This is a genomic window from Streptomyces sindenensis (genome assembly GCF_014649035.1).
Taxonomy (GTDB): domain Bacteria; phylum Actinomycetota; class Actinomycetes; order Streptomycetales; family Streptomycetaceae; genus Streptomyces; species Streptomyces sindenensis.
On record NZ_BMSG01000025.1, the window covers coordinates 62,423 to 89,164 of the forward strand.

Sequence of the window (26,742 nt, forward strand, 5' to 3'; positions counted from 1 at the left end):
CACCAGCGACCCACGCCACGGTCATAAGGGATCGAGGCCCTCGTAGGGGTGCCGGGCGTTCCAGCGCCGCTGTTCCAGGGTCCGCTCCACCGCCTCACGCAGCGGGCCTTCCCGCTTCGCGCGTTCCTCCTCCTGCCGGGCCTCCGCGCGCCGCCGCTCGACCAGATCCCGCCGGGCGCGGCGCACCGCCGCCTCCCTCCACCTGGCCATCGGCCACCACAGCAGTCCGGTGGGGCGCACGGTTCCGCCCGGATCGACTCCCAGGCCCACCCACACGTCACGTGCGTACCCCTTGACCTGACCTGATTCCTTCAACTCCCGCAGCCGGGCGAGCACCTCCTCCTCCGTGACACACTCCCCGGGGGCGTGGAACTCGGTCAACCGCGGCCGCGCACGTACGCGTACCGCCTCGACGGCGTCGGCGATCTCCTCCAGGGACGACGGACACGCCAACGACTCGACCACGGCCAGGACTTCCTGCCTGCATGTCTCCAACGCGCCACCCCCGCTTCGGTGTCCCAGCACATCACGCGCGCGCACTGTCCCACGGCCGTGAAGGAATCGTTTACGGAACCTTCCCCGTGGCCGGCATGGGCGTGCACGCGGGCGTGGCCTCCTGCACCACCACGCCCCCTGTGTCAGTGGCCACCCATACAGTCGGCACATGAACATAGATGATCTTGACTGGCAAATACGCACGAACGGCGGGGTCAATCCACGGCTGGTCAAGCTCCTGCTGGAGCGCGGCGAGTTGGACGTACTGATCAAGGCTGCGGGCGAAAGAGCCGAGTGGTTCTGTGCGGAGGCGGCGGCGCGGGAACTGTGCAAGGCCGGCGAGTTCGAACGGGCTCTGAACGTGCTGAAGCCGTTCGTCGAGGCCGGCTGGAGGCCAGCGCGTTGGGAGGCTGCCGACGTCCTGCTGCATCTGGGCCGGGTGGACGAGGCGCTGGACGTGGCCCGCCCTGACGACGTGACGCAGGCACCGGAGCATGTGTGCCGCAACTTCGCCGAGGTGCTGGTCAAGGCCGGAAAAGTGGACGAGGCGATCGAAGTTCTGGTTCCCCATCTGGATCGGGGGTGGTTGCTGTCGGCCCTGGTCGAGCTGACCGCAGGGCAGGGCCGCGACGAGCTCGTACTGGAACTGATCGCACCGAGAGCCGAGAAGGTCCGCACCGCTCGGGCGGAGGGCCGGTGGAACTGCGAGCCCAGCAACGCGCAAGAACTACAGGCACAGGTTCTGGAGAGGTCGGGCCGCGCCGAGGAGGCCGTACGGGTTCTGGGTGGTGATATCGCCGACGACCGCTACCTGACGCAGAACACCCTCGAAGCGTACGCCGAGCTCCTCCAACGACAGGGGCGCATGGAGGAGCTGCGCGTGCTGGGTACCGGGAAACACTCGCACACCGTCCTGCGGTACTACGCCAGAGCTCTCGAAGACCGCGGGCGGGCGGAGGAGGCCGAGACGGTCCTACGGCGGTTCATCGCCACCGCCGAACACCCGGGCCGCTTCCACTGGCCGCTGATCGAACTGCTGAGCCGCCGGGGCAGGCTGGACGAGGCGGTTGAGGTGGGACGCCCCACGTTCGACGCCGACGACGCCTGCCTTCTCGAGGGCGTCCTCCACCTCCTCCACGAGGCGGGGCGCAACGACGACGCCGTGACGATCCTCGACGAGCGCGACGCCGAGTTCGTCGAGGAACACCCGTCCTGGTTCCGCATGAACCGGCTGTGGCTGCTGGGCGAGGCCGGCAGGTACGAGGAGGCCCTCGCCTACGCCGCGACCGTACCGGCGGGCATGTACGGGCTGACAGCCACCACTGCGTGGATCCTGGAACAGTCCGGAAGCGTCGACGAAGCCCTCGCGCTGCTCCGGTCCGACGCCGAAGTCTCTGCGTGGGAGGTTGCGGAGGTGTTGATCAGGCAGGGACGCGCCGCCGAAGGAATCAGCGACATGCCCTCCCTGGCCGAGCTCCACGAGGCCGACCGCCGCCGCAAGGCCGCTGTCCGGGCCACCGCATAGCCACCGACCGTCATTCCCTGGGAGGGTGGCCGTGCGCGTCTTGAGCTGTGTACGTGCCCGATCGGCCGGGACGCTGATCGAACGCTCGGCCTTCTATATCACCGCCGACGGGCCGGGGCCGGCCCTCGACGACTTCCGCGAAGCCTTGAGCCACCTGGGCGAGGCCGCATGAGGTGTGGGCCCGGATCAGGGATGATCCGGGCCCACACCGTCGTACGGACATCTACCGCTCAGGCGTCAGCTCCGCGCGTCCCGCTCGGCAGGTGCGGCGGTGTCAGCCGGCTCGGCGGCGGGCGCGGGGTTCGCCGCCTGGGCCTCCGCCCGCTCGCGCATCTTGCGGACCAGTTCCTGCTTCTTGTCCTCGGCGACCTTGCGGTCGGCGACGCGCGCGGAGCCCGCGCCCTGCTGGTCGGCGCGGGACAGCTTCTTGCGCTGTCCGCCGACGCCGAGAAGGTTGTTACGGCTCTTGGCCATGGTGTTCTCCCCTACGGAAGGTGAAGTGAGTCAGGTGAAGGTGATCGGGGCCCGTCGCGCCGGGCCCCGGATCGCGGCGGGGTGTGCGCACCCGCCGCGCTCTCACTCGTAGATCTGGAAGAACGAAGACATGCGGAAACCGTACCCCGCCCCCCGAGCGCCCCGCACCACGTTTTCCGGCCGCCCGGGGGTCTCGGGCGGCCCGGGGAGGGCTCAGGCCGTCGGGTCGACCGTCGCCTGGTGCGCCTCCGCCAGGTGCTCCTCGGCCTTGAGCCAGGGCAGGAACTGCGCCGAGCGCCGCCAGGCGCAGGTGGAGCAGGACAACTGGCGGGTTACTCCCGACTTCCGTACCTGCACGACGTGTTCACGGCCGTGCTGGTCCCATCTGCTGACCTTGCTGGTGGTGATCGACGGCATGGCGTACCTCCCGGAACGGCGGCGGGGGCTCCGGTGGACCGTACGACGAAGCCCCCGGTTCCGTACCCGGAACCGGGGGCCTCACGCACGGACGCGGGTGTCAGCAGCCGAGCAGACGCGCACCCAGGTACGCCTGGATCTGGTCCAGCGAGACGCGCTCCTGCTTCATCGTGTCGCGCTCGCGCACGGTCACCGCGTTGTCGTCGAGGGTGTCGAAGTCGACGGTGACGCAGAACGGGGTGCCGATCTCGTCCTGGCGGCGGTAGCGGCGGCCGATGGCGCCGGCGTCGTCGAACTCGATGTTCCAGTTCTTGCGCAGGTCGGCCGCCAGGCCCTTGGCCTTCGGCGAGAGCTGCGCGTTGCGGGACAGCGGCAGGACGGCGACCTTGACCGGGGCCAGGCGGGGGTCGAGGCGCATCACGGTGCGCTTCTCCATGACGCCCTTGGCGTTGGGGGCCTCGTCCTCGACGTAGGCGTCGAGCAGGAACGCCAGCATCGCGCGGCCGACACCGGCCGCGGGCTCGATGACGTACGGCGTCCAGCGCTCCTGGGCCTCCTGGTCGTGGTAGCGCAGGTCGGTACCGGAAGCCTCGGAGTGCGCCTTGAGGTCGTAGTCGGTGCGGTTGGCCACACCCTCCAGCTCGCCCCACTCGCTACCGCCGAAGCGGAAGCGGTACTCGATGTCGGCGGTGCGCTTGGAGTAGTGGGAGAGCTTCTCCTTCGGGTGCTCGTACCAGCGCATGTTCTCCTCGCGCATGCCGAGGTCCGTGTACCAGTTCCAGCGCTGGTCCATCCAGTACTGCTGCCACTCCTCGTCCTCGCCCGGCTTGACGAAGAACTCCATCTCCATCTGCTCGAACTCACGGGTCCGGAAGATGAAGTTGCCCGGAGTGATCTCGTTCCGGAAGGACTTGCCCATCTGGGCGATGCCGAACGGCGGCTTCTTGCGCGAGGTCTGGAGCACCTGGCCGAAGTTGGTGAAGATGCCCTGGGCGGTCTCGGGGCGCAGGTAGGCGACCGAGCCGGAGTCCTGGGTCGGGCCGAGGTGGGTGGAGAGCAGACCCGAGAACTGCTTGGGCTCGGTGAAGGTGCCCTTGTTGCCGCAGTTGGGGCAGTTGAGGTCGGCGAGGCCGTTGACCGGCGGCTTGCCGTGCTTCTCCTCGTACGCCTCCTCCAGGTGGTCGGCGCGGTAGCGCTTGTGACAGGAGGTGCACTCGGTCAGCGGGTCCGAGAAGGTGGCGACGTGACCGGAGGCGACCCAGACCTCGGGGGCCAGGATGACCGACGAGTCGAGACCGACCACGTCCTCGCGCGCGGTGACCATGTAGCGCCACCACTGACGCTTCAGGTTCTCCTTCATCTCGACGCCCAGCGGCCCGTAGTCCCAGGCGGCCTTCTGGCCACCGTAGATCTCACTGCAGGGGTAGACGAAGCCACGGCGCTTGCTCAGGCTGACGATGGTGTCGATCTTGTCGGCGGCCACGGTGCTCTCTTCATACGACGATGACGAACGGCGAAGGGCTCAGGGTACCGGCGTGCGCACCCCCGGTATCAAATCGGTAGGGGGCGTGCGGGGTCCCGCGGAGCCGTCTCGTGATCTTCCGGGCATCTCATCAGCCTTGTTGACAATCGTTTCCACATTTGTTGAAAATGACTGTCATGAACGTACGCCGCCTCATACCCACCACCGCCGTCGCCGGAGCAGTCGTCCTCGGTCTGACCGCTCTCTCGGCCTGCTCCACCTCCGACGCGGCGGACGGGGGCAACGGCGACAAGCTGAAGGTGACCGCGTCGTTCTACCCGATGCAGTTCCTGGCCGAGAAGATCGGCGGCGAGCACGTCGCCGTCACCAGCCTCACCAAGCCGGGCGTCGAGCCGCACGACCTGGAGCTCACCCCCCGCCAGATCGGCTCCATCAGCGAGTCCGACTACGTGCTGTACCTCAAGGGCATCCAGCCCGTCGTGGACGAAGCCATCAAGCAGTCCGGTGTGAAGAACACCGTCGACGCCGCGACCCTCACCACGCTGGAGGACCACGGGTCCGAGGTCAGCGGCCACGACCACGGCCACGAAGGCGAAGAGCACGCGGACGAGCACGGCCACGAAGGCGAAGAGGGCCACGGCCACGAGGGCGAGGAAGCCCACGAGGAGCACTCCGAGGGCGACGGCCACAACCACGGCGAGGAGGGCGGCGCCGACCCGCACATCTGGCTGGACCCGGTGAAGTACGCCGAGGTCGCCAAGGGTGTCGGCAAGTCGCTGGAGAAGGCCGACCCCGACCACGCCGCCGACTACAGGAAGAACACCGACGCCCTCGTCGCCGAGCTGGGCGAGCTGAACACGGCGTACGAGACCGGGCTGAAGAACCCCGCCACCAAGACCTTCATCACCACCCACTCCGCCTTCGGCTACCTCGCCGAGCGCTACGGGCTCACCCAGCAGGGCATCGCGGGCATCGACCCCGAGGCCGAGCCGAGCCCTGCCCGGATCCAGGAGATCCACACCATCGCGGAGAAGGAGAAGGCCACCACGGTCTTCTTCGAGACGCTCGCCAGCGACAAAACCGCGAAGACCCTCGCGAAGGACACCGGGCTGAAGACCGCCGTCCTGGACCCGCTGGAGGGAATCACGGAGAAGTCCCGGGGCGCTGACTACATCGAGGTCATGAAGTCCAACCTCGCCGCGCTGCAGAAGGCCCTCGGCGCGAAGTGACCCGCACCACCCGCACCACTTGTGACGTTCGGATCGGAGGCGCTCATGCCGGAGCGTGAGAGCACCCCCCGCGAGGCCGCCCCCCGGCCCGCCCAGGAGGCCGTCATAGCCCTGCGCGGCGCCACGGCCAGCCTCGGGGCGCGCCCCGTGCTGCGCGGGGTCGACCTGACCGTGCGCCGCGGCGAGGTCGTCGCGCTGCTCGGCGCCAACGGTTCCGGCAAGTCCACCGCCGTACGGTCGGTCATCGGGCAGGTCCCGCTGACCGGCGGCAGCGTCGAGCTGTTCGGCACCGAGCTGCGCCGCTTCCGCCGGTGGGGCCGGATCGGGTACGTCCCGCAGCGCACCACGGCCGCGGGCGGTGTGCCCGCCACGATCCGCGAGGTCGTCGCCTCCGGCCGGCTGTCCCGTACGGGGCTGCGGTGGCCGGGGAAGGCGGACCGGGCGGCCGTGCAGCGCGCCATCGAGCTGGTGGGCCTGGCCGACCGTGCGAAGGACTCCGTGAGCGCCCTGTCGGGCGGCCAGCACCAGCGCGTGCTGATCGCCCGCGCCCTGGCCTCCGAGCCGGATCTTCTGATCATGGACGAGCCGATGGCGGGGGTGGACCTGGCCAGCCAGGAGATCCTGGCCTCGACCCTGCGCGAGCAGGTGGCGCTCGGCACCTCCGTGCTGCTGGTGCTGCACGAGCTGGGCCCGCTGGAGCCGCTGATCGACCGGGCCGTCGTCCTGCGCGACGGCTGCGTGACGCACGACGGGCCGCCGCCCGAGGCGCTCGGCCAGCACGCCCTGCCCGGCCACGACCACGTACACCCCCACGCGGCCGCCGAGCCCGTCCGGACGGGACTGCTGACCTGATGCTCTTCGAATTCCTCAACCCTCCTTTCATGCAGCGGGCGCTCATCGCGGCCGTGCTGGTCGGCATCACCGCGCCCGCCATCGGCATCTACCTGGTGCAGCGGCGGCAGGCCCTAATGGGCGACGGCATCGGGCACATCGCGATGACCGGCGTCGGCCTCGGCTTCCTGCTCTCCACCAGCCCCGTGTGGATGGCCACCGCCGTCGCCGTGGCCGGTGCGGTCACCATGGAGCTGATCCGCTGGTACGGACACACGCGCGGCGATCTCGCCCTGGCGATGCTCTTCTACGGGGGCATGGCGGGCGGCGTCATGCTGATCAACCTGTCCGACACCGGGTCCAACGCCAATCTGACCTCGTACCTCTTCGGCTCGCTCTCCACCGTCTCCGATTCCGACGTCATCGCCATCTCCGTGCTGGCCGCCTTCGTGGTGCTGGTCACGGTGGGGCTGCGGCGGCAGCTGTTCGCGGTCAGCCAGGACGAGGAGTTCGCCCGGGTCTGCGGACTTCCGGTGCGGGTGCTGAACCTGCTGGTCGCGGTCACGGCCGCGGTGACGGTGACCGTCGCGATGCGGGTCGTCGGGCTGCTGCTGGTCAGCGCGCTGATGGTGGTGCCGGTGGCGGCCGCCCAGCAGATCACCAAGTCGTTCAAGGTCACGTTCGTGCTCTCCGTGGTGATCGGCACGGCCGTCACCCTCACCGGCACCGTGACCTCGTACTACCAGGACGTCCCGCCCGGCGCGACGATCGTGCTGCTGGCCATCGCGGTGTTCGTCGCGCTGACCGTGCTCGCCGCTCCGCTCGCGCGAGGGCGGGCCCGGGCGAGCGGGACGAAGGGTGCCGAGTGCACCCTGGAAGTACCGCCCGCCCGGCGTGGCGCGGACGACGTGCACGTGTGACCGTCCGTCCGTGCGCATGACCGTCCGTACGTGACCGGACGACGTGCGCGTGTGAGTAGGGCGCCCGGTCGGGCTGGCACAATGGCCCGACACATGTACGGGCGACACGAGGAGGCACCTGTGGCCACGGCGCCGATCAGTGGCACGAACGCAGCGCCGGTACGCGGCCGGTCCACCCGGCAGCGGGCGGCGGTGGCGGCGGCGCTCGACGAGGTCGACGAGTTCCGCAGCGCCCAGGAGCTGCACGACGTCCTCAAGCACCGCGGCGACTCCGTGGGCCTCACGACGGTCTACCGGACCCTGCAGTCCCTCGCCGACGCCGGTGAGGTCGACGTCCTGCGCACCACCGAGGGCGAGGCCGTCTACCGCCGGTGCTCGACCGGCGACCATCACCACCACCTGGTCTGCCGGCTCTGCGGCAAGGCCGTGGAGGTCGAGGGCCCGGCCGTCGAGCAGTGGGCCGAGATGATCGCCGCCCAGCACGGCTATGTGAACGTCGCGCACACCGTCGAGATCTTCGGCACCTGCGCGGAGTGCGCCGAGAAGAAGGCGTAACGGACGTAACGGGAGAGGGGCGGGCCCGGTGCACACGCACCGGGCCCGCCCCTCTCTCCGTGCTCACTCGGCGGCTTCCGCCTCCTGCGCCCCGCCGAAGCGGCGGTCGCGCTGGGCGTACTCCAGGCAGGCCCGCCACAGGTCGCGGCGGTCGAAATCCGGCCAAAGAACGTCCTGGAAGACCATCTCGGCGTAGGCGCTCTGCCAGATCAGGTAGTTCGAGGTGCGCTGCTCGCCGCTGGGGCGCACGAAGAGGTCCACGTCCGGCATGTCCGGGTAGTAGATGTACTTCTGGAAGGTCTTCTCGTTGACCTTCGACGGGTCCAGCCTCCCGGCCGCCACGTCCTGGGCGATGCGCTGCGCGGCGTCCGCGATCTCGGCGCGGCCGCCGTAGTTCACGCAGAAGTACAGCGTCATCGCGTCGTTGTCCTTCGTCTGCTCCTGGGCGACCTGGAGCTCCTGGACGACGGACTTCCACAGCTTGGGCATGCGGCCCACCCAGCGGATGCGGATGCCGAGCTCGTCCATCTCGTCGCGGCGGCGGCGGATCACGTCCCGGTTGAAGTTCATCAGGAACTTCACCTCCTCCGGGGACCGCTTCCAGTTCTCCGTGGAGAAGGCGTAGAGCGAGAGGTTCTTCACGCCCATCTCGATGCAGCCCTTGAGCACGTCCATGACGACGCCCTCACCGACCTTGTGGCCCTCGGTGCGGGGCAGCCCCCGCTCCTTCGCCCAGCGGCCGTTGCCGTCCATCACGACGGCGACGTGCTGGGGCACCAGCTCGCCGGGGATCTTCGGCGGCGTCGCGCCCGTGGGGTGCGGCTCGGGGGTCTTGTACGTGCGCCGGTTACGGCCGCCGAGGATCCCGCGTACTGCCATGAGCTTCTCAGTCTCCCTGTGTCACTTCTCCACGCGCCGCGTCGTCCCGACGCACCGCGTCACTTCTCGACGTACCGCAGCGAGCGCAGGCCGCGCTCCAGATGCCAGTGCAGGTAGGCGGACACCAGCCCGCTCCCCTCCCTGACATGACGCGCCTCGCACGCGTCCGCCGTCGTCCAGTCGCCGCTGAGCAGCGCGCTCAGCAGTTCGATGGCCTGTGCCGAGGGTACGACGCTGCCGGGGACCCGGCAGTCACCGCATATGACGCCCCCCGCCGCGACGGAGAAGAACCGGTTGGGACCGGGCATTCCGCACTTGGCGCAGTCCTGGAAGCTGGGCGCGTACCCGTTGACGGCCAGCGAGCGCAGCAGGAACGCGTCCAGGATCAGATGGGGGGCGTGCTCGCCCCGGGCGAGGGTGCGCAGGCCGCCGACGAGCAGCAGGTACTGCTGGACGGCCGGTTCGCCCTCGTGGTCGGTGAACCGCTCGGCGGTCTCCAGCATCGCGGTGCCCGCGGTGTAGCGGGCGTAGTCGGCGACGATCCCGCCGCCGTACGGGGCGATCGTCTCGCTCTGGGTGCAGAGCGGCAGCCCGCGGCCGACCAGCTCGCTGCCGCGCGCGAAGAACTGCACGTCGACGTGGGAGAAGGGCTCCAGCCGGGCACCGAACTTGGACTTGGTGCGGCGCACCCCGCGGGCGACGGCGCGGACCCGGCCGTGGCCGCGGGTCAGGATCGTGATGATCCGGTCGGCCTCGCCCAGTTTCTGCGTACGCAGCACGATGCCGTCGTCCCGGAACAAGCTCATGGCCCCATTGTCGCCCACGGAGGACGGCCCGCGGGGGCCCTGGGGGCTTCTTCACGAACGCACGAGGGCATGACGAGCGCATGAGGGCTTGAGGGCTTGAGCGCTTGAGGGCTTGAGGGCTTGACGAGCGCGCGAGGGCTTACGGGCGGCGGTCCGGGACCCCGCGAACGCCCGCGCGGCTCTACGACGGCGTACGGGCCGCCTCGGCCAGCAGCCGGGCGGTCTCCTCGGCCGGGATGCCGAGGGCGCTGCCGACCGTCGTCAGGACCTGGCGCTCGGCGGCGCAGTAGGGACCGTCGGCCAGGGCGATCCGGGCGCCCTGGAGGAGGACGGACTCGCGGCCGGCGCCGGCCAGGTGCGGGGAGAGCGGGGCCAGCACCTCGTGCAGCTCGATGGCGAGGGTGGGGCCGCAGGCCTCGGCGGCCGGGTCGGTGCCGGAGCCGCGGCCGGTGTCGGCGGCGAGCACCTCGACGACGGTGAACAGCTGCTCCTGGGTGCAGTCGTCGAGCCCGGCGTCGCGCACCGTGGCGACGGCGGCCTCCAGGACCGTGCGGGAGGTGGTGCCCCCGGCGGCGAGGACGGCCAGGGTGACGGTGTGGACGGCCTCGCGGAGCATCGCGGAGAACCGGGTCGTGGTGGGGTGGTCCAGCGCCTCGGGGGCGTGGTGGGCCAGGCAGGCGGCGCACTCGACGACGGGCTCGGCCTCGCCCCGGCCGACCAGCGGGACGCCGAGGACAGTGAGCCGGCGGCGGCCGGTGAGCCGGCGGTAGTTGCGGTCTCCCCCGCAGCAGGGGCAGAAGAAGACGCCGTCGCCGACGGCGTCCCACACCGTGCGAACGCCGCAGAGGACCGGCCTCAGAGCGCGTTGTCCTTTGGCTGATCGCACGTCGCACACCTCCGTAACGCTCCGGCAACACTGCCGTGTGTTGGACGTGATGTTAGCCACATTCGCGAGGAGGCGTCAGCCTCTTGGACGTCACAACCCTCGGATATGGCCGAACCCCGACCTCCCGGAGCGGGCGGTCGGGGTTCGGGTCGGGCCCGTTCGGCGTCAGCGGGTCGCGCGGTTGACGGCGGAGACGACCGCCTTCAGGGAGGCGCGGGTGGTGTTGGCGTCGATGCCGATGCCCCACAGGACCTTGCCGTCGATCGCGCACTCGATGTACGAGGCGGCCTGGGCGCTGGCTCCCTCGCTCATCGTGTGCTCGGTGTAGTCCAGCAGCCGGGCGTCGATGCCGATGGTCTGCAGCGCTTCGAAGAACGCGGAGATCGGGCCGTTGCCGGAACCGGTCAGGACGGTGTCGGCTCCGTCCACGACGGCCTCGACGGTCAGGGTGTCGGTGCCGTCGGTGTCGGAGGTGGTCTGGCCGGAGCGCAGCTGGATGCGGCCCCAACGCGCTCCCGCGTTCTCCGCGTTCGGCAGGTACTCGTCCTGGAAGGTGGACCAGATCTGCGTCGGGGTGACCTCGCCGCCCTCGGCGTCGGTCTTGGCCTGAATGATCCGGGAGAACTCGATCTGCATCCGGCGCGGCAGGTCCAGCTTGTGGTCGTTCTTCAGGACGTAGGCGATACCGCCCTTGCCGGACTGCGAGTTGACCCGGATGACGGCCTCGTAGGAGCGGCCGACGTCCTTCGGGTCGATCGGCAGGTACGGCACGGCCCACTCGATGTCGTCCACTGTCCTGCCCTGGGCCGCCGCGTCCTTCTCCATCGCGTCGAAGCCCTTCTTGATGGCGTCCTGGTGGGAGCCGGAGAAGGCGGTGTAGACCAGATCGCCCGCGTAGGGGTGGCGCGGGTGGATCTCCATCTGGTTGCAGTACTCGCTGGTGCGGCGGATCTCGTCGATCTGCGAGAAGTCGATCTGCGGGTCGACGCCCTGGGAGAACAGGTTCATGCCCAGGGTGACCAGGTCGACGTTGCCGGTGCGCTCGCCCTGGCCGAACAGGCAGCCCTCGATGCGGTCGGCGCCGGCCATGATGGCCAGCTCGGCGGCGGCGACGGCGGTGCCCCGGTCGTTGTGCGGGTGGACCGACAGGCAGACGTGCTCGCGGCGGGTCAGGTTGCGGGACATCCACTCGAAGCGGTCCGCGTGGGTGGAGGGCGTGGAACGCTCCACGGTGGCGGGCAGGTTGAGGATGATCTCGCGGCCCTCCTCCGGCTGCCACACGTCGCAGACGGCCTCGCAGACCTCCAGGGCGAAGTCCAGTTCGGTGTCGGTGAAGATCTCCGGGCTGTACTGGTAGCCGAAGATCGTCTCCGGGCCCAGGATCTTCTCGGCGTACTCCATGACCAGCCGGGTGCCGTCCACCGCGATCTGCTTGACCTCCTCGCGCGAGCCGCGGAAGACGACGCGGCGGAAGGTCGGGGCGGTGGCGTTGTACAGGTGGACGGTGGCCCGGTGGGCGCCGACCAGGGACTCCACGGTGCGCTCGATCAGCTCCTCGCGGGCCTGCGTCAGGACGGAGATCGTCACGTCCTCGGGGATCGCGCCCTCTTCGATGATGGAGCGTACGAACGCGAAGTCGGTCTCGCCGGAGGACGGGAAGCCGACCTCGATCTCCTTGTAGCCCATCTTCACCAGCAGGTCGAACATCTCGCGCTTGCGGGCCGGGGACATCGGGTCGATCAGGGCCTGGTTGCCGTCGCGCAGGTCGGTGGACAGCCAGCGGGGGGCCACGGTGATGCGGTTGTCGGGCCAGGTGCGGTCGGGGATGTCGACGGCCTCGTAGCGACCGTACTTGTGGACCGGCATCCCGGAGGGCTTCTGCAGCTGCGTCGCGTTGGTGATCGGGGTGGGGCGGCCGACAGAATTACCGGCGGGATTCACGGTGGTCATGGCGTAGGGCTCCTCGGTCCAGCGGGGATCGGCCGACTGTGTCGCTGCAGCACCAGACTCCGCGGGGAGGGGGTCGGCCTACGACTACAGGCCCTCGCCGCGGCAGCTAAGAAGAAGCAGCCCGAAACGCATGATGCGACGAGCGTAACCGAGTGTGGCCCGTGGTGTCGGTCCGTATCAGTATGCGGGACCGGGCATCGATGACGGGTAAACAGTGACTCATCACTCCATTTCATCAATCACCGTCGCAACCAGTGACAGTACGGTGACGGAGTGCCACAGTCGTATGCATGCACCTTCGAACCGACCGCAAGCCCAACCCCGTCTTCTGCACCATCGTTCCGCCCCACGTCCTCGATCACCTCTCCCGGTCCGCCGACGCCCGGCTCGCGGACCCGGCCCGCCGCACCCTGGCCGCCGACGCCCTGCGCCGTGACCACCGCCGGATCACCGCGCTCGCCGCGACACCGACCCGGCACACCGCCGGCGCGGTCCCGACCAAGCCGCAGCGCGTCCTGTACGACTGCGGGACGGGCACCACGCTGCCGGGTGTCAAGGTCCGCGAGGAGGGCGACAAGCCCACCTCCGACGCCAGCGTCAACCGCGCGTACGCCGGGCTCGGCGCCACCTTCGAGCTGCTGCTCTCGGCGTACGGACGCAGCTCGATCGACGGCAAGGGCCTCCCGCTGATCGGCTCCGTGCACTACGGCCGGGAGTACAACAACGCCTTCTTCGACGGCGAGCAGATGGTCTTCGGGGACGGCGACGGCGAGATCTTCCTCGACTTCACCGTCGCGGTCGACGTGATCGCCCACGAGCTGGCCCACGGCCTGACCCAGTACACCGCCAACCTGCGCTACGAGGGCCAGTCGGGCGCGCTCAACGAGTCCGTGTCCGACGTCATCGGCTCGCTGGTCAAGCAGTACTCGCTGGGCCAGAGCGCCGAGCAGGCCGACTGGCTGATCGGCGCCGGACTGCTCGCGCCCCGGGTCAGCGGGGACGCGCTGCGCTCGATGAAGGCCCCGGGCACGGCGTACGACGACGACGTCCTCGGCAAGGACCCGCAGCCGGGCTCCATGGACGACTACATCGAGACGGAGGAGGACAACGGCGGCGTCCACCTCAACTCCGGCATCCCCAACCGTGCGTTCTACCTCCTGGCCACCGCGCTGGGCGGGAACGCGTGGGAGCGCGCCGGGCAGATCTGGTTCGACGTGCTGACCGGCGGCGAGCTGACCGCCGACGCGGATTTCGCGGAGTTCGCCCGGCTGACGGTCGCGGCGGCGGGCGCCCGCTTCGGCGAGGCGGACGAGCGGGAGGCGGTCCTCAAGGCCTGGTCGGAGGTGGGCGTCCCGACCCGGTCCTGACCCGGACCGGCGAGTGCCCGGCCGGGCATGCCCCGGACGGTCGAGTGCCCGGCCGGCGGGCGGGGTTGAGTGCCCGTCCGGCTCCCGATAGACAGGACCCCATGCGCATTCAGGTCAGCCGGACCGGCGGCTTCGCCGGCATCGCCCGCCGCCATGAGGTCGACACGGAGGGCCGGGCGGACGCCGCCGAGTGGCGGGCCCTCGCCGAGGAGGCACTCGCTGCGGCTCGGGACACCCCGTCGGCCGGGGTGCCGGACGGCTTCCGGTACGCGATCACCGTCGACGGCCGCACCGTGTACTGCGCCGACCCCGATCTGACCGGGGCGCAGCGCACGCTGGTCTCACGCGTCCTGAAGGAGGGCGCGTGAGACCGGCACCCGTGCCGTACGAACGCCAGGCCCTTCGTCACACTGCCGTGTGCCGTGCGACGCCCGGCACGCGGCCGCCCCGCGGGCGACGGCAGTGTGACGACCGGACCTAGAAGCCCAGCTTCCGCAGCTGCTTGGGGTCGCGCTGCCAGTCCTTGGCGACCTTCACATGCAGGTCCAGGAAAACCGGCGTGCCGAGCAGCGCCTCGATGTGCTTGCGGGACTTGGTGCCGACGTCCTTCAGCCGCTTGCCCTTCGGGCCGATGATGATGCCCTTCTGGCTGGGGCGCTCGATGTAGACGTTGGCGTGGATGTCCAGCAGCGGCTTGTCCGCCGGGCGGTCGGTGCGCGGCAGCATCTCCTCGACGACGACCGCGATGGAGTGCGGCAGTTCGTCGCGTACGCCTTCCAGCGCGGCCTCGCGGATCAGCTCCGCGACCATGACCATCTCCGGCTCGTCGGTGAGATCGCCCTCCGGGTAGAGCGGCGGGCTCTCGGGGAGCAGCGGGGCGATCAGGTCGGCGAGCAGGCTGACCTGCTGGTCCTTGACCGCCGAGACCGGGATGATCTCGGCCCACTCGAAGCCCAGCTCCTCCGCGAGCGCGGAGACGGCGAGGAGCTGCTCGGCCAGCGCCTTCGACTCGACCAGGTCGGTCTTGGTGATGATGGCGATCTTGGGGGTCTTCTTGATCCCCGCGAGCTCCTTGACGATGTACTTGTCGCCGGGGCCGAGCTTCTGGTCGGCGGGCAGGCAGAAGCCGATGACGTCCACCTCGGCCCAGGTGGTCCGCACGACGTCGTTGAGCCGCTCGCCCAGCAGCGTGCGCGGCTTGTGGAGGCCGGGGGTGTCGACCAGGATCAGCTGCGCGTCGTCGCGGTGGACGATGCCGCGCACGGTGTGCCGGGTGGTCTGGGGGCGGTTGGAGGTGATCGCCACCTTCTGACCGACGAGAGCGTTCGTGAGGGTGGACTTGCCCGCGTTGGGGCGGCCCACGAAGCAGGCGAAGCCGGCCCGGTGGGGGGAGGTGGTCTCCGCTTGCTGGGCAGCGGATTCTTGGTTCGGTCGAGCGCTCATGGCGACCATTCTCCCCGATCCCGGCGGCGCTCTCGTACAGCGGTACGCCGGGACGCGCCGGAACGCCGGGGGGAACGGCCGCCGGGGCGCTCGCTCAGCCCGCCGAGACGCGTACCCGCAGGGTGCCGTCCGGGCCCGCGAGGAACACCGGGGTGTCCGGTCCGCCCAGGTCGCGCACCGCGGCCCGGTCGTCGTCGGCGGGGGTCTCGGCGGCGGAGACGACGGCCGCCGCCTCCAGCGAGGTGGCGCCGCTGGCCACGGCCATGGCGACGGCGGTCTGCAGCGCGCTGAGCTTCAGCGACTCCAGCGCCACCGTGCCCGCGACATACGTACGTCCCGTCTCGTCGCGTACGGCCGCGCCCTCGGGCACCCCGTTACGGGCGCGGGCGCTGCGCGCCAGGGTGACGATCTTGCGGTCCTCGGCGTCGAGGTCGGTGGTGTCGGTCATGGCACGAGCATACGAAGCGGTCGGCGGGCCGGCCGAGCGGGTCGCCCCGCACGGGGCACGGCGCTCACCCCGGCACCGGTCGCGCCGGGGAGTGCCGCGCCCCGGCTCAGCCCGGCACCGGATACATCGAGCCCCGCCGGCCCTCGGGCGAGGCGAGCCACTGGAGCCTGGCCTCGCAGCCGGTGCCGGGCAGCGGGGTGTGCAGCACGATCACCAGGTCCGGCCGGGCGGGCACCCGCAGTTGGGTGGCCTCCAGGGACAGGCGGCCGGCGAGCGGGTGCTCGACCTCCTTGCGGTTCTGGCCGGCGGGGGCGATGTCGTGCCGCTCCCACAGCTCGGCGAAGAGCGGACTCGCCGCCCTGGCCTCCTCGACGATCACCCGGAACCCGTCGTCCTCCGGCGCCTCCGAGCAGGCCGCCCGGAACTGGGCCACCACCTGCGGGGCGAGCGCGTCCCAGCCCGCTCCGGTGCGGGAGCGGTAGACGGGGTCGGTGAAGAAGGCGATCAGGCAGTTCTGCCGGATGTCCGGGCGCATACCGAGGACCGCGGCGGCCGCGTCGTTGTACAGGACGGTGTTCCAGTACCGGTCCATGATGTGGGCCGGGTACGGCATCCAGGCGTCGATGAGCCGGGTCAGCCCCTCGCACATGTCGGCGTGCGCCGGATCGACCTCGGGCGGGGGCGCGTTCAGCCCGGCCAGGACGTACAGATGGCGGCGCTCGGCGCTGCTCAGGCGCAGGACGCGGGCGACGGAGTCCAGCACCTGCGGGGAGACGGTGATGTCGCGGCCCTGCTCCAGCCACTGGTACCAGGAGACACCCACCCCGGCGAGGACGGCGACCTCCTCGCGGCGCAGGCCCGGGGTGCGGCGGCGGGCGCCGCCCGGCAGGCCCGCCTCGTCGGGGGTGACGCGGGCCCGGCGGCTGCGGAGGAACTCCCGCAGTTCGGCGAGGCGGTGGGCTTTCGTGTCGTCCGTCGCCTGCTGGGCCGGTGTGGCCACGTACTCCCCCTGGTGTCCGTGCGTGCGTCTGCCTGGTGGTGCGGGCACCAGGATAAGTTCCCGCTCCCCACGGATGTTCCGGCCGCCGGAGGGTGGGACGCATGGCGATCGAAACCCCTCCCACCTCTACTTCCTCCGCTTCCTCCGCTCCCGCTGCTCCTGCCGCCTTGGCGGTGACGCCCGTGCCGCCCCGGCTGTCGGGCCGGGCCCGGCTGGTCCTCTTCGTGCTGTGCGCCGCCCAGTTCATGGTGGCCCTCGACTTCTCCGTACTGAACGTGGCGCTGCCGGTGCTCGGCAGGGACCTAGGGCTGAGCACCACGGGGCTCCAGTGGGCGGTGACCGCGTTCGCGCTGCCGTCGGGGGGCTTCCTGCTGCTGTTCGGGAGGATCGCCGATCTGTACGGGCGGCGTCGGCTGTTCCTCGCGGGGCTCGCCCTGTTCGGCGCCGCGTCCCTGCTGGCGACGCTGGCCTGGGACCCCGCCTCCTTCCTCGCGGGGCGGGCGCTCCAGGGGCTGGGCGCGGCGGTCATCGTGCCGACCGGGATGTCCCTGCTGACGACGACGTTCCCGGAGGGGCCGCTGCGTGACCGGGCGCTCGGGATCAGCGGGACGCTGCTGTCCCTGGGCTTCACCGTGGGGATGGTCGCGGGCGGCGTCCTGACGGACACCCTGGGCTGGCGCTCGACGATGGGCCTGCTGGCGGTGGCGTCGCTCGGGGTGCTGGCGGTGGCGCCGAGGGCGTTGGAGGAGTCGCGGACGGCGGACCGGCCGCGGCTGGACGTGCCGGGCGCGGTGAGCGTCACCGGTGGTCTGCTGGCGTTGATCTATGCCCTGACCACGGCGGCGGAGCGCGGCTTCGGCGGTGCGGACGTGGTGGTGACGCTGGTCCTGGGGATCGTGCTGCTCGGCGCGTTCGTCGTGGTGGAGTCCCGGACGGCGGCGCCGCTGGTGTCGCTGCCGATGCTGCGGCGGCGGACGGTGGCGTTCGGCAACCTGGGCGGTCTGATGACCTTCTCGATGATGAGCACGGTCGTCTTCGTCCTGACCCTGTACCTCCAGGAGGTCCTGGACCTCTCCCCCTTCGCCACCGGGCTGGTCTTCGGGGCCCAGGGGCTGCTGTCGGTGGTGGCGGGCTTGTTCGCGCCGAGGGTGATCGGCCGGATCGGCGCCCGCCGGACGCTGGCCCTCTCCCTGCTCGGCCAGGGGCTGTTCATCGGCGTGCTGCTGGGCCTGGGCACGGAGTCGGGGGTGTGGCTGGCGACGGTGGCGGTGTCGCTGGCGAGCATGTGCCATCTCGGCGCGATCATCGCGTACGGGCTGACCGTGACGTCCGGTGTCCCGGACGAGGAGCAGGGTCTGGCCACCGGTCTGGTCACGACGACCCAGCAGGTGGGCCTGACGGTCGGCATCCCGCTGCTGGGGGTGCTGGCGACCACGCAGGAGTCGCTGTTCGCAGGCGTACGGACGGTGGTGGCGGTCGCCGCGGCGATCCTGCTGGCGGCGGGCGCGCTGGTGGCGACGGGGCTGCGCCGGGGATGACTCCCGGCCATCGACCGGACGGGCCCGCTCCCCACGGGGGAGGAGCGGGCCCGTCCTCGTACGTCTGCGGTCAGTACACCTAGGGCCGGTCCAGGCGGAGTCGTTCCGCTTTGGGGAGTCCGGCGACCACCAGGTCGTAGGAGTCCTCGATCATCTCGCGCAGCAGCCGGTCCGGGACGCCGGAGACGGTGACGGTGTTCCAGTGCCGCTTGCTCATGTGCCAGCCGGGCACGATCGCGGTGTGCGTCTCACGGAGCCGGATCGCCTCGTCGGGGTCGCACTTGAGGTTGACCGTGAGCGGGCGGGCGTCCAGCGCGGTGAGGGCGAACATCTTGCCGAGCACCTTGAAGACCGAGGTCTCCGGTACGAACGGGAACTCCTCCACGCTCGCGTTGAACTCCAGGCAGAAGGCCCTCAGCCGCTCCGGCGTCATTCCGCTTCCGTCTCCTCGGGTGCCTGGTGCTCGGGCTCCACGAGCACCGTGACGATCTTGTTCCGGCGGCCGGCCGGGGACTCCGCGGTGAGCCGGATCCGGCGCTGGTCCGGCAGTTCGACGACGGCGGAGGCACCGGCGATCGGGACCCGGCCGAGCGCCTTGGCGAGCAGTCCGCCGACGGTCTCCACGTCCTCGTCGTCGTACTCGTCGAGCCCGAAGAGGTCGCCGAGGTCCCCGATGTCGAGGCGGGCGGTGACCCGGTAGCAGCCGTTCTCCAGCTCCTGGACGGGCGGCAGCTCGCGGTCGTACTCGTCGGTGATCTCGCCGACGATCTCCTCCAGGATGTCCTCGATGGTGACGATGCCCGCGGTGCCGCCGTACTCGTCGATGACGACCGCGACGTGGCTGCGGTCCTGCTGCATCTCGCGCAGCAGGTCCCCGGCGTTCTTGGTGTCGGGGACGAAGGCGGCGGGGCGCATCGCGGTGGAGACGGGGTCAGCCTCGGACTCGCGGTTGATGTGCGTCTTGCGGACGAGGTCCTTGAGATAGACGATCCCGACGACGTCGTCCTCGTTCTCGCCGGTGACCGGTATCCGGGAGAAGCCGGAGCGCAGGGCGAGGGTGAGGGCCTGGCGGATCGTCTTGTAGCGCTCGATGGAGACGAGGTCGGTGCGCGGCACCATGACCTCGCGGACCAGGGTGTCGCCCAGTTCGAAGACGGAGTGCACCATGCGGCGCTCGTCGTCCTCGATCAGCGACTCCGCCTCGGCGAGGTCGACCATCGCGCGCAGCTCGGCCTCGCTGGCGAACGGGCCCTTGCGGAACCCCTTGCCGGGGGTGAGCGCGTTGCCGACGAGGATCAGGAGCTGCGGGATCGGGCCCATGATCCTGGCCAGCGGCAGCAGGACGTACGCCGAGGCCGTGGCCGTGTTCAGCGGGTGCTGGCGGCCGATGGTGCGCGGGGAGACGCCGATGGCGACGTAGGAGACGAGGACCATCACGCCCATGGCGACGGCCAGCGCCTCCCAGGTCTCGGGGAACTCCTGGAGGCAGACGTAGGTGACGAGGACCCCGGCCGACATCTCGCAGGCGACCCGCACCAGCAGGGCGACGTTGAGATAGCGGGTCGGGTCGGCCGCGATCTGCGCGAGCTTCGCGCTCCCGCGCCGGCCGGACCGGACCGCCTCGTCCGCCCGGAAGCTGGAGGTACGGGCGATACCGGCCTCGGCACAGGCGGCCAGCCAGCCGACCATGACCAGCAGAACGGCGCCGACGATCAACGGGGTACTCACGAGACGGTGGGAGCGGGGGACGCGCCGGTGAGCCCGCGCTCGCCGCGCCAGCCGTCCACGATGGCGGCCTGGAGACCGAACATCTCGGCCTTCTCGTCCGGCTCCTCGTGGTCGTACCCCAGCAGGTGCAGCACCCCGTGGACGGTCAGGAGCTGGAGCTCCTCGTCCATGGAGTGCTGCGTCGGTGCCTCTTCGCCCTGCTTCTTCGCGACCTCCGGGCAGAGCACGATGTCACCGAGGAGCCCCTGCGGGGGCTCCTCGTCGTCCTTGGCCGGCGGACGCAGCTCGTCCATCGGGAAGGACATGACGTCGGTCGGACCGGGGAGGTCCATCCACTGGATGTGCAGCTGCTCCATGGCGTCGGTGTCCACCACGATCACCGAGAGCTCGGACAGCGGGTGGATCCGCATCCGGGCCAGTGCGTAGCGGGCGATGTCGAGGATCGCCTGCTCGTCGACCTCGGTTCCGGACTCGTTGTTGACGTCGATCGACATGGTGCGCTGCGGCTACTTCCCTTTTCGGCGGTCGCGCCGGCCGTCCGGGCGGCCTTCCGCCCGATCGTCCTGCCGACCGTTTCGGCTGTCGTACTTCTCGTACGCGTCGACGATACGGCCGACGAGCTTGTGCCGGACGACATCCTGCGAGGTGAGGCGGGAGAAGTGCACGTCCTCCACGCCCTCCAGGATCTCCTGGACCTGCCGCAGCCCGCTCTTGGTGCCGCTCGGCAGGTCGACCTGGGTGATGTCACCGGTGATGACGATCTTGGAGTCGAAGCCGAGGCGGGTGAGGAACATCTTCATCTGCTCGGCGCTGGTGTTCTGCGCCTCGTCGAGGATGATGAACGCGTCGTTGAGCGTGTTGTGCGTCAGCAGGTAGTCCTGCGTGACGTACAGCGAGTCCTCGGCCGCCACCTGGATGCAGACCGCCTCTTCGCGTCCGGCGGGCTCGATGCTGTCGATGAACCTCATCGGACGCCCGCCGCCTCCGGCCGCGTGGTATTTCTCGGCCTTGCGAGTGAGGCGGAAGGGCTCGATGCCTTCGGGGAGGCGGATGTCGACGATGTGGGCGTCGTAGCGGTGGTGAACCGGCCTGCCCTTGGCCAGGCCGGGTGCCCGGCCTGCCGCAGGTCGGCGGCGCGTGTAGGCGACTCCGCCGAGCGACTGGACCAGTGCGATCACGTCGTCGCGCAGGACGATCGAAGAGGTCGTGTACTGGACTCGGCAGGTACGGTCCGACTGCGTGACCGGACCGCCATCCGCATCCAGGAGCCCCTGGAGCACTCCGAGGCGGCCCTCGGCGGAGTTGTGCAGATAGTCGTCCGGAACGAACTTCGAGTGGGACCGGGATCCGAGGAGATCCAGCTGCCGCAGGATCGCGGTGACCGGGTTCTCCGGAGTCACCACATCGCCCGGCGCCTTGGTGCGGTTCAGCACGTAGTCCGGCCCGCCCCTGTGCCGGAGGGTCACGCCCGTGAGCACTGCCTCCAAGGCTTCGGCAAGCTCCTGATCCTCAGTGGAGAACGACGGTGTGGTGGAGCCGGTGAGGCAGCCGTCGCCGAGCAGGAGGCCCAGTGCGTACGGGTCCATGGGGACCTCGCGCTCCGGGAAGCTGACCGGCGCGGTCAGCATCGGCAGCTCGTAACGGCGCGCGTGCGCCGCCCGGAGGTTGCCGATCATCTCCTTGGTCTCCAGGACTCGCCACGGCTTGTCGCGGCGGCGGTCCGAGGCGGTCCGCACCGTCCACAGGTGCTCGCCACAGCACAGCGTCCAGGAGCCGTCCTGAGCGCTGACGCGGTAGATGTCCTTCTCGCCCTGCGGGTACACCCCAAGGACGGGAGTCGGCTCGCCGTTGGAGCCGATGACGAGGTCACCGACCTCAAGGCTGCCGATGGGCCGCCAGCCGTCGGGGGTCAGCACGTTGGTGAAGACAGGCTGAGCGCGACCCCTCATGTACGCCAGCGGCGCGACCTCGATCGTGCCCGCCGCCATCAGCCGCGGGATCGAGTCGGGGTCGAGCATGTCATGCAGCGCGTCGTAGAGCGGGCGCAGATACGGGTCGATCTTGTCGAACAGGGTGCCCGGCAGGAAGCCCAGCCGCTCCCCCGCCTCGACCGCGGGCCGGGTCAGGATGATCCTGCTGACCTGCTTGGACTGCAGGGCCTGGACCGCCTTGGCCATGGCGAGGTAGGTCTTGCCCGTACCGGCGGGACCGATGCCGAACACGATCGTGTGCTCGTCGATCGCGTCCACGTACCGCTTCTGGTTGAGCGTCTTGGGGCGGATGGTGCGGCCGCGGTTGGAGAGGATGTTCTGTGTGAGCACCTCGGCGGGCGTCTCGCCCTGGGGGTCTCCCTGTCCGTTGCCGGCCGCCCTGAGCATGGCGATCGACCGTTCCACTGCGTCCTCCGTCATCGGCGCTCCGGTGCGGAGCACGAGCATCATCTCGTCGAACAGGCGTTGGATGAGAGCGACGTCCGCGGCCTCGCCCGTGGCACTGATCTCGTTGCCCCGGACATGGATGTCGGCCGCCGGGAAGGCCTCTTCGATCACGCGCAACAGCGAGTCGCCCGATCCGAGGAGCATCACCATGGGGTGTGCGGCCGGGATCCTGATCTGGGCACGCGCCTGCGGCTGTGTGGGTGACTGAGTCATGGGCCGGCCCTATGGCCTGCGCATACCTCCCGTTGCAGGGTTCTCGCTGCTCGACAACCTCTGGATTACCAAGCCTACGACCTAGCAGTGACAACGCCGAGAGGTTTTACCGGCCGTGTGTGCGACCCGGCCCGGCGCCCCGCACACGACCCGCCGGGCGCCCCCATGTGCGGCCCGGCCGCCGCCGCTCACTGGCGGAAGCCGATCGTGGGCACCGCGCGCCGCAGCGGCCAGGCGCGGGCCGTGGCGGGCAGCAGGTCGTCCAGGAAGGCGTAGCGCTCCAGGGCGGCCGGGTCCTGGCGGTCGCAGGTGCGGATCAGCTGCCACCAGGCGGCGATCTCGGCCCAGCCGGGGGCGGAGAGCGAGCCGCCGAACTCCTGGACCGAGAGGGCGGCGGTGAGCCCGGCGAAGGCGAGCCGGTCGGCGAGCGGCCAGTCGGCCAGGGTGCCGGTCACGAAACCGGCGACGAAGACGTCCCCCGCCCCGGTCGGGTCGAGCGCCTCCACCTCGATGGCGGGCACCGCCGCGGCGGTGCCGGTGCGGCCGTCCACGGCGTACGCACCCTCCGCGCCCAGGGTGACCACGGCGAGCGGGACGCGTTCGGCGAGCGCGTGCGCGGCGGCGCGCGGGCAGTCGGTGCGGGTGTAGCGCATCGCCTCCTGCGCGTTGGGCAGGAACGCCTCGCAGTGCGCCAGGTCGGGCAGGGCGTCCAGGTCCCAGCGGCCGGTCTCGTCCCACCCGACGTCGCCGAAGACCAGTGCGCCGTCCCGGGCGGCGGTGGCCACCCAGGGCTCGCTCCGGCCCGGGGCGAGCGAGGCGACGGCGGCGCGGGCGCGCGGCGGACACTGCGGGAAGACCGGGGCGGCTCCGGTGGAGGTTCCGGTTCCGGTGGCCGCCGTCCCGGTTCCGGTTCCGGCCGGGGCGGGGGCCTCGTGGCCGTGCGAGACCATCGTGCGCTCGCCCTCGTACGCCATGGAGACGGTGACCGGGGAGTGCCAGCCGGGGACGGTGTGCGACATGGACAGGTCGATGCCCTCCCCCTGCTCCAGCGCGTCCCAGCAGTACTCCCCGTAGTGGTCGTCCCCGAAGGCGGCGGCGAGGGAGGTGCGCAGGCCCAGGCGGGCGAGGGCGGTGGCCATGTTGGCGACGCCGCCGGGGCTGGAGCCCATCCCCCGGGCCCAGGACTCGGTGCCGCGCACGGGGGCGCTGTCGAGGCCCGTGAAGATGATGTCGAGGAAGACCGGGCCCGTCAGGAAGACGTCGCAGGCGGGGTCGCGCGGGGCGCGCAGCGCCTCCAGCGGGTCGATGCCCGGAGTGTCTGTGCTCACCGTGCGCTCCCGGGGTCGTGCGGCGGATCGTGGCGGGATCCGGACCGTGTGAGGTGCGGTCAGTCTGCCCGATCGGCGGAGGGGAACGCAGTGTCCGCGCCCATGTGTTCGCAGCACGCCTGACCTGCATAAACATGCGCTATTACCCGGGGTTCGATTGCATAAACGCATAAGTGACCTAGATCACATCAGGGCGGCTTTCGGGGAGCCGGAAGCGCTTGATACAAATTGCCCCGCGAGCACCTTCGGGGACGTTGTCCGACGAGAGCCGCGATCTCCTGGCATAGCGCCATATCTCCCGCAGCACCCCCATGCCTTCTCGCAGTACCCCTTCCTGCCTCACCCCCTCTCGCCCTTGCGCAGCACCCCCTTGCCCTGCCGCAGTACCGCCTTGCCCTTTCGCCGTACCCCTTTCCCCTCCCCCCGCCTGCTCAGGCATGTCTTCAGGAACGCCCATGTCCTCGCGCCCTGGTGCCGCGTGGCCCCTGGTGGCCGTGTTCACCGCCGGTTACCTCGCCTCCTATCTGCTGCCCACCGTCGTCGGCCGGCTGAGCGCCCATCTCGGGCTGAGCCCCGCCCAGGCCGGTCTGGTCGGCAGCGCCCTGCTCCTCAGCTCGGCCGGCGCCGGCTTCGCCCTGGCGGGCCGGGTCGAGCGGTTCGGGGCCCGTACCCCCGCCCGCGCCGGACTGGTGCTGGCCGCCGTCGGCTACGGCTGTGCCGCGCTCACCGGGTCCGTACCGCTGGTGGTGCTCGGTGTGACGGTCGGCGGCTTCGGCTCGGGCACGGCGACGGCGGTCGCGGCGTCCGGGATCGCCGCCCGGCGCGACCCGCACCGGACGTCCTCGCTCGGCCTGCTCACCGTCTCCGCCACCGCAGGCGTCCTCTACCTGACGATCCCTCACCTCGGCGGCGGCCACCGGCTCCCGTTCGCCGCGATCGCCCTGGTCGCCCTGCTCGTCTGGCCCGCGACCGCCCGGCTCGACGGCGTCCGGACGGCGGAGGAGACCAGCTCCCCGGTCACCGGCCGGCTGCCGCACCGCCGCTCCGGGCTCGTCCTGGCGGGCGGCATGCTCATCTGGTCCATGGCGCAGAACGCGCTGTGGGGCGTGAGCAGCCGCATCGGCCTCGACCAGGCGGGGCTGTCCGAGGTCACCGTCGGCGCGGTGTTCGCCGCCGCGCTCGGTGCGGGGCTGCTCGGGGTGACGGGCGCCGGGCTGCTCGGCGCCCGGCTCGGCCGGGCGGTGCCGATCGGGCTCGGCACCGTGGTCATCGCCGCGAGCATCGTGCTCAGCTCCTCGGCCCGGGACCTCGGCTCGTTCGCGACCGGCGAGATCATGTGGAACACCGTCTATCCGGTGGTCCTCTCCTACCTGATCGGTCTGGCCGCCTCCCTGGACGTACGCGGCCGGTGGGCGGTGCTGGCGGGCTCGGCCTCCTCGGTGGGGGTGGCCTGCGGCCCGCTGCTGGGGAGCGTGCTCTCCGAGGAAGCCGGCTATCCGGCGATGGGGCTGATCCTGGGGGCGGCCACCCTGCTGGTCGCCGCCCCGGTGACCGCCGTGGCGCTGCACACCGGTGGCCGTCCGCTGGTGCCCGGTTCGGTACGGCGTCGCGGTGGCGCCCCGGCCGCGCTGCTCGCCGCCACGACCGGCGGCGGTCTGTCCGGCGCGGTGCCGAAGCTCGGCTCACCGGAGCAGGCCGTCACGGAACTGCGCATACGGCGCAGGCGGCTGGTGCGCAGCGCGATCCGGACGGCCGGTCCGGACGGTGGTTCCGGTCAGTCGAACGCGTACGCCTCGACCTCGGACAGGTAGCGCGCCCGGCGCTCCTCGTCGTGGTCGAGGAAGGCCGCCTCGAAGGAGTTGCGGGCCAGGGTGCGCAGTTGCTCCGGGCCCAGGGCGAGCGCGTCGCGGACGGCGTCGAAGTTGTCTCCGGCGTACCCGCCGAAGTAGGCGGGGTCGTCGGAGTTGACGGTGCAGTGCAGTCCGGCGGCGAGCATCGCGGGCAGCGGGTGGTCGGCGAGCCTGTCGACCGTCCGCAGCCTCACGTTGGAGAGCGGGCAGAGCGTGAGCGGCACCCGGTCGGCGACCAGGCGCGCCACCAGCTCCGGGTCCTCCATGCAGCGCAGCCCGTGGTCGACGCGCTCGACGCCGAGGATGTCCAGGGCCTCCCGGATGTACTCCGGCGGGCCCTCCTCCCCCGCGTGGGCCACCTTGCGCAGGCCGAGCGCGGTGGCCGCCTCGTACACCGCGCGGAACTTGGCGGGCGGGTGGCCGACCTCGGCGGAGTCCAGGCCGATGGCGCTGATCCGGTGCAGATAGGGCTTGGCGGCGTCGAGGGTGCCGAGGGCCGATTCGGCGGACAGGTCGCGCAGGAAACACAGGATGAGCTGGGTGGAGACGCCATGGGTCTCCTCGCTGCGCTCCAGGGCGCGGCCGAGCCCTTCGATGACCGTGCCGATGGGGACGCCCCGGGCGGTGTGGGCCTGCGGGTCGAAGAAGATCTCGGCGTGCCGGACCCCCTGGGCGGCGGCGCGGGCGAGGTAGGCGTCGGCGAGTTCGGTGAAGTCGTCCTCGGTGCGCAGGACGGCCATCAGCGCGTAGTAGAGGTCCAGGAAGGACTGGAGGTCGTCGAACTCGTAGGCGGCGCGCAGTTCGTCGGTGGTGGCGTACGGCAGGGCCACCCCGTTGCGTTCCGCGAGGGCGAAGGCCAGTTCGGGTTCGAGGGTGCCTTCGATGTGGAGGTGGAGTTCTGCCTTGGGGAGGTGCACGGTGTCTCGCAGACGGGGGTGG

General features: G+C 70.9%; 27 protein-coding genes. 10 read left to right on the top strand and 17 right to left on the bottom strand.

Going from position 1 to position 26,742, the window contains the following annotated elements; genetic code table 11:
* Positions 1 to 21: 21 nt before the first annotated feature.
* On the bottom strand, positions 22 to 495 hold the full coding sequence (locus tag IE145_RS24075) for a hypothetical protein (RefSeq protein WP_229825782.1): 474 nt from the start codon (positions 493 to 495) through the stop codon (positions 22 to 24).
* 169 nt (positions 496 to 664) lie between these two features.
* Between IE145_RS24075 and IE145_RS24080 the strand changes: the two genes are divergently transcribed.
* Both IE145_RS24080 and IE145_RS24085 read left to right on the top strand, forming a co-directional pair.
* Positions 665 to 2,020: a tetratricopeptide repeat protein gene (locus tag IE145_RS24080; RefSeq protein WP_189527528.1), complete on the top strand. Its 1,356-nt coding sequence runs from the start codon at positions 665 to 667 to the stop codon at positions 2,018 to 2,020.
* Between the two features lie 25 nt (positions 2,021 to 2,045).
* On the top strand, positions 2,046 to 2,192 hold the full coding sequence (locus IE145_RS24085; RefSeq protein WP_189527529.1) for a hypothetical protein: 147 nt from the start codon (positions 2,046 to 2,048) through the stop codon (positions 2,190 to 2,192).
* Positions 2,193 to 2,257: 65 nt separating this feature from the next.
* On the opposite strand, the gene IE145_RS24090 is transcribed toward IE145_RS24085, so the two are convergent.
* From IE145_RS24090 to IE145_RS24100, 3 genes are all read right to left on the bottom strand, one after another.
* Positions 2,258 to 2,494: a DUF6243 family protein gene (locus tag IE145_RS24090; protein ID WP_189527530.1), complete on the bottom strand. Its 237-nt coding sequence runs from the start codon at positions 2,492 to 2,494 to the stop codon at positions 2,258 to 2,260.
* A gap of 213 nt (positions 2,495 to 2,707) precedes the next feature.
* Complete coding sequence (locus tag IE145_RS24095; RefSeq protein ID WP_189527531.1) at positions 2,708 to 2,911, bottom strand: hypothetical protein; 204 nt, start codon at positions 2,909 to 2,911, stop codon at positions 2,708 to 2,710.
* A gap of 100 nt (positions 2,912 to 3,011) precedes the next feature.
* Positions 3,012 to 4,394 carry a glycine--tRNA ligase gene (locus IE145_RS24100; protein ID WP_032762022.1) on the bottom strand — a complete coding sequence of 461 codons (1,383 nt, stop codon included), beginning with the start codon at positions 4,392 to 4,394 and terminating at the stop codon, positions 3,012 to 3,014.
* 176 nt (positions 4,395 to 4,570) lie between these two features.
* Between IE145_RS24100 and IE145_RS24105 the strand changes: the two genes are divergently transcribed.
* The 4 genes from IE145_RS24105 to IE145_RS24120 all read left to right on the top strand — a co-directional run bounded on the left by IE145_RS24105 (position 4,571) and on the right by IE145_RS24120 (position 7,929).
* Positions 4,571 to 5,623 (top strand): metal ABC transporter substrate-binding protein, encoded by a 1,053-nt coding sequence (locus IE145_RS24105; RefSeq protein WP_189527532.1) that lies wholly within the window; start codon positions 4,571 to 4,573, stop codon positions 5,621 to 5,623.
* Between the two features lie 45 nt (positions 5,624 to 5,668).
* The gene (locus IE145_RS24110; RefSeq protein ID WP_189527533.1) at positions 5,669 to 6,475 is read left to right on the top strand and encodes a metal ABC transporter ATP-binding protein; all 807 of its coding nucleotides are present in this window, start codon (positions 5,669 to 5,671) and stop codon (positions 6,473 to 6,475) included.
* Positions 6,475 to 7,374, top strand: a complete 900-nt coding sequence (locus IE145_RS24115) for a metal ABC transporter permease (protein WP_189527534.1) — start codon at positions 6,475 to 6,477, stop codon at positions 7,372 to 7,374. Before IE145_RS24110 ends, IE145_RS24115 begins: the two co-directional genes overlap by 1 nt.
* A gap of 120 nt (positions 7,375 to 7,494) precedes the next feature.
* Complete coding sequence (locus tag IE145_RS24120; protein ID WP_006124317.1) at positions 7,495 to 7,929, top strand: Fur family transcriptional regulator; 435 nt, start codon at positions 7,495 to 7,497, stop codon at positions 7,927 to 7,929.
* Positions 7,930 to 7,992: 63 nt separating this feature from the next.
* Here IE145_RS24120 and IE145_RS24125 read toward each other — a convergent pair whose 3' ends face one another.
* The 4 genes from IE145_RS24125 to leuA all read right to left on the bottom strand — a co-directional run bounded on the left by IE145_RS24125 (position 7,993) and on the right by leuA (position 12,450).
* Positions 7,993 to 8,808 (bottom strand): isoprenyl transferase, encoded by an 816-nt coding sequence (locus IE145_RS24125; protein WP_189527535.1) that lies wholly within the window; start codon positions 8,806 to 8,808, stop codon positions 7,993 to 7,995.
* Positions 8,809 to 8,867: 59 nt separating this feature from the next.
* On the bottom strand, positions 8,868 to 9,614 hold the full coding sequence (gene recO, locus IE145_RS24130) for a DNA repair protein RecO (protein ID WP_189527536.1): 747 nt from the start codon (positions 9,612 to 9,614) through the stop codon (positions 8,868 to 8,870).
* A gap of 181 nt (positions 9,615 to 9,795) precedes the next feature.
* Positions 9,796 to 10,500, bottom strand: coding sequence for a TerB family tellurite resistance protein (locus tag IE145_RS24135; protein WP_189527537.1), 705 nt, complete (start codon positions 10,498 to 10,500; stop codon positions 9,796 to 9,798).
* A 165-nt stretch (positions 10,501 to 10,665) separates the two neighbouring features.
* The gene (leuA, locus tag IE145_RS24140) at positions 10,666 to 12,450 is read right to left on the bottom strand and encodes a 2-isopropylmalate synthase (protein ID WP_189527538.1); all 1,785 of its coding nucleotides are present in this window, start codon (positions 12,448 to 12,450) and stop codon (positions 10,666 to 10,668) included.
* Positions 12,451 to 12,740: 290 nt separating this feature from the next.
* On the opposite strand from leuA, the gene IE145_RS24145 reads away from it, so the two are divergent.
* Entirely contained in the window at positions 12,741 to 13,817 is a 1,077-nt protein-coding gene (locus IE145_RS24145) for a M4 family metallopeptidase (RefSeq protein ID WP_189527539.1), read from the top strand.
* Positions 13,818 to 13,918: 101 nt separating this feature from the next.
* Positions 13,919 to 14,185 carry a protealysin inhibitor emfourin gene (locus tag IE145_RS24150; protein WP_189527540.1) on the top strand — a complete coding sequence of 89 codons (267 nt, stop codon included), beginning with the start codon at positions 13,919 to 13,921 and terminating at the stop codon, positions 14,183 to 14,185.
* 109 nt (positions 14,186 to 14,294) lie between these two features.
* Here the strand turns inward: IE145_RS24150 and era are convergent, their stop codons facing one another.
* The 3 genes from era to IE145_RS24165 form a co-directional block, all read right to left on the bottom strand.
* Positions 14,295 to 15,269, bottom strand: coding sequence for a GTPase Era (gene era / locus IE145_RS24155; RefSeq protein ID WP_189527541.1), 975 nt, complete (start codon positions 15,267 to 15,269; stop codon positions 14,295 to 14,297).
* An 85-nt stretch (positions 15,270 to 15,354) separates the two neighbouring features.
* Positions 15,355 to 15,708, bottom strand: coding sequence for a cytidine deaminase-like protein (locus tag IE145_RS24160; RefSeq protein ID WP_189527542.1), 354 nt, complete (start codon positions 15,706 to 15,708; stop codon positions 15,355 to 15,357).
* 106 nt (positions 15,709 to 15,814) lie between these two features.
* A complete protein-coding gene (locus tag IE145_RS24165) occupies positions 15,815 to 16,708 on the bottom strand; it encodes a helix-turn-helix transcriptional regulator (RefSeq protein WP_189527543.1) in 894 nt (297 codons plus the stop codon).
* Positions 16,709 to 16,809: 101 nt separating this feature from the next.
* Between IE145_RS24165 and IE145_RS24170 the strand changes: the two genes are divergently transcribed.
* On the top strand, positions 16,810 to 18,246 hold the full coding sequence (locus IE145_RS24170) for an MFS transporter (protein WP_189527544.1): 1,437 nt from the start codon (positions 16,810 to 16,812) through the stop codon (positions 18,244 to 18,246).
* A gap of 79 nt (positions 18,247 to 18,325) precedes the next feature.
* Here the strand turns inward: IE145_RS24170 and IE145_RS24175 are convergent, their stop codons facing one another.
* From IE145_RS24175 to IE145_RS24195, 5 genes are all read right to left on the bottom strand, one after another.
* Positions 18,326 to 18,679, bottom strand: a complete 354-nt coding sequence (locus IE145_RS24175; protein WP_189527545.1) for an MmcQ/YjbR family DNA-binding protein — start codon at positions 18,677 to 18,679, stop codon at positions 18,326 to 18,328.
* Positions 18,676 to 19,974: a hemolysin family protein gene (locus IE145_RS24180; RefSeq protein ID WP_189527546.1), complete on the bottom strand. Its 1,299-nt coding sequence runs from the start codon at positions 19,972 to 19,974 to the stop codon at positions 18,676 to 18,678. Before IE145_RS24180 ends, IE145_RS24175 begins: the two co-directional genes overlap by 4 nt.
* Positions 19,971 to 20,468, bottom strand: a complete 498-nt coding sequence (ybeY, locus tag IE145_RS24185; RefSeq protein ID WP_006124330.1) for an rRNA maturation RNase YbeY — start codon at positions 20,466 to 20,468, stop codon at positions 19,971 to 19,973. The genes IE145_RS24180 and ybeY overlap by 4 nt, the downstream gene beginning before the upstream one ends.
* Before the next feature lie 12 nt (positions 20,469 to 20,480).
* The gene (locus IE145_RS24190; RefSeq protein ID WP_189527547.1) at positions 20,481 to 22,625 is read right to left on the bottom strand and encodes a PhoH family protein; all 2,145 of its coding nucleotides are present in this window, start codon (positions 22,623 to 22,625) and stop codon (positions 20,481 to 20,483) included.
* A 188-nt stretch (positions 22,626 to 22,813) separates the two neighbouring features.
* On the bottom strand, positions 22,814 to 23,953 hold the full coding sequence (locus IE145_RS24195; protein ID WP_189527548.1) for a carbohydrate kinase family protein: 1,140 nt from the start codon (positions 23,951 to 23,953) through the stop codon (positions 22,814 to 22,816).
* A gap of 455 nt (positions 23,954 to 24,408) precedes the next feature.
* On the opposite strand from IE145_RS24195, the gene IE145_RS24200 reads away from it, so the two are divergent.
* Positions 24,409 to 25,764: an MFS transporter gene (locus IE145_RS24200; RefSeq protein ID WP_189527549.1), complete on the top strand. Its 1,356-nt coding sequence runs from the start codon at positions 24,409 to 24,411 to the stop codon at positions 25,762 to 25,764.
* Here IE145_RS24200 and IE145_RS24205 read toward each other — a convergent pair.
* Positions 25,728 to 26,720, bottom strand: coding sequence for an adenosine deaminase (locus IE145_RS24205; RefSeq protein ID WP_189527550.1), 993 nt, complete (start codon positions 26,718 to 26,720; stop codon positions 25,728 to 25,730). The genes IE145_RS24200 and IE145_RS24205 overlap by 37 nt on opposite strands.
* Between the last annotated feature and the right edge of the window lie 22 nt (positions 26,721 to 26,742).

Bases quoted from the DNA above. Each gene is read 5' to 3' on its own strand.
- IE145_RS24080 (WP_189527528.1), top strand. From the start codon at position 665: ATGAACATAGATGATCTTGACTGGCAAATACGCACGAACGGCGGGGTC.
- IE145_RS24170 (WP_189527544.1), top strand. From the start codon at position 16,810: ATGGCGATCGAAACCCCTCCCACCTCTACTTCCTCCGCTTCCTCCGCT.
- IE145_RS24150 (WP_189527540.1), top strand. From the start codon at position 13,919: ATGCGCATTCAGGTCAGCCGGACCGGCGGCTTCGCCGGCATCGCCCGC.
- IE145_RS24145 (WP_189527539.1), top strand. From the start codon at position 12,741: ATGCACCTTCGAACCGACCGCAAGCCCAACCCCGTCTTCTGCACCATC.
- IE145_RS24175 (WP_189527545.1), bottom strand. From the start codon at position 18,679: ATGACGCCGGAGCGGCTGAGGGCCTTCTGCCTGGAGTTCAACGCGAGC.
- IE145_RS24190 (WP_189527547.1), bottom strand. From the start codon at position 22,625: ATGACTCAGTCACCCACACAGCCGCAGGCGCGTGCCCAGATCAGGATC.
- IE145_RS24090 (WP_189527530.1), bottom strand. From the start codon at position 2,494: ATGGCCAAGAGCCGTAACAACCTTCTCGGCGTCGGCGGACAGCGCAAG.
- ybeY (WP_006124330.1), bottom strand. From the start codon at position 20,468: ATGTCGATCGACGTCAACAACGAGTCCGGAACCGAGGTCGACGAGCAG.
- IE145_RS24115 (WP_189527534.1), top strand. From the start codon at position 6,475: ATGCTCTTCGAATTCCTCAACCCTCCTTTCATGCAGCGGGCGCTCATC.
- IE145_RS24200 (WP_189527549.1), top strand. From the start codon at position 24,409: ATGTCCTCGCGCCCTGGTGCCGCGTGGCCCCTGGTGGCCGTGTTCACC.
- IE145_RS24105 (WP_189527532.1), top strand. From the start codon at position 4,571: ATGAACGTACGCCGCCTCATACCCACCACCGCCGTCGCCGGAGCAGTC.
- IE145_RS24160 (WP_189527542.1), bottom strand. From the start codon at position 15,708: ATGACCGACACCACCGACCTCGACGCCGAGGACCGCAAGATCGTCACC.
- IE145_RS24125 (WP_189527535.1), bottom strand. From the start codon at position 8,808: ATGGCAGTACGCGGGATCCTCGGCGGCCGTAACCGGCGCACGTACAAG.
- IE145_RS24095 (WP_189527531.1), bottom strand. From the start codon at position 2,911: ATGCCGTCGATCACCACCAGCAAGGTCAGCAGATGGGACCAGCACGGC.
- era (WP_189527541.1), bottom strand. From the start codon at position 15,269: ATGGTCGCCATGAGCGCTCGACCGAACCAAGAATCCGCTGCCCAGCAA.
- recO (WP_189527536.1), bottom strand. From the start codon at position 9,614: ATGAGCTTGTTCCGGGACGACGGCATCGTGCTGCGTACGCAGAAACTG.
- leuA (WP_189527538.1), bottom strand. From the start codon at position 12,450: ATGACCACCGTGAATCCCGCCGGTAATTCTGTCGGCCGCCCCACCCCG.
- IE145_RS24110 (WP_189527533.1), top strand. From the start codon at position 5,669: ATGCCGGAGCGTGAGAGCACCCCCCGCGAGGCCGCCCCCCGGCCCGCC.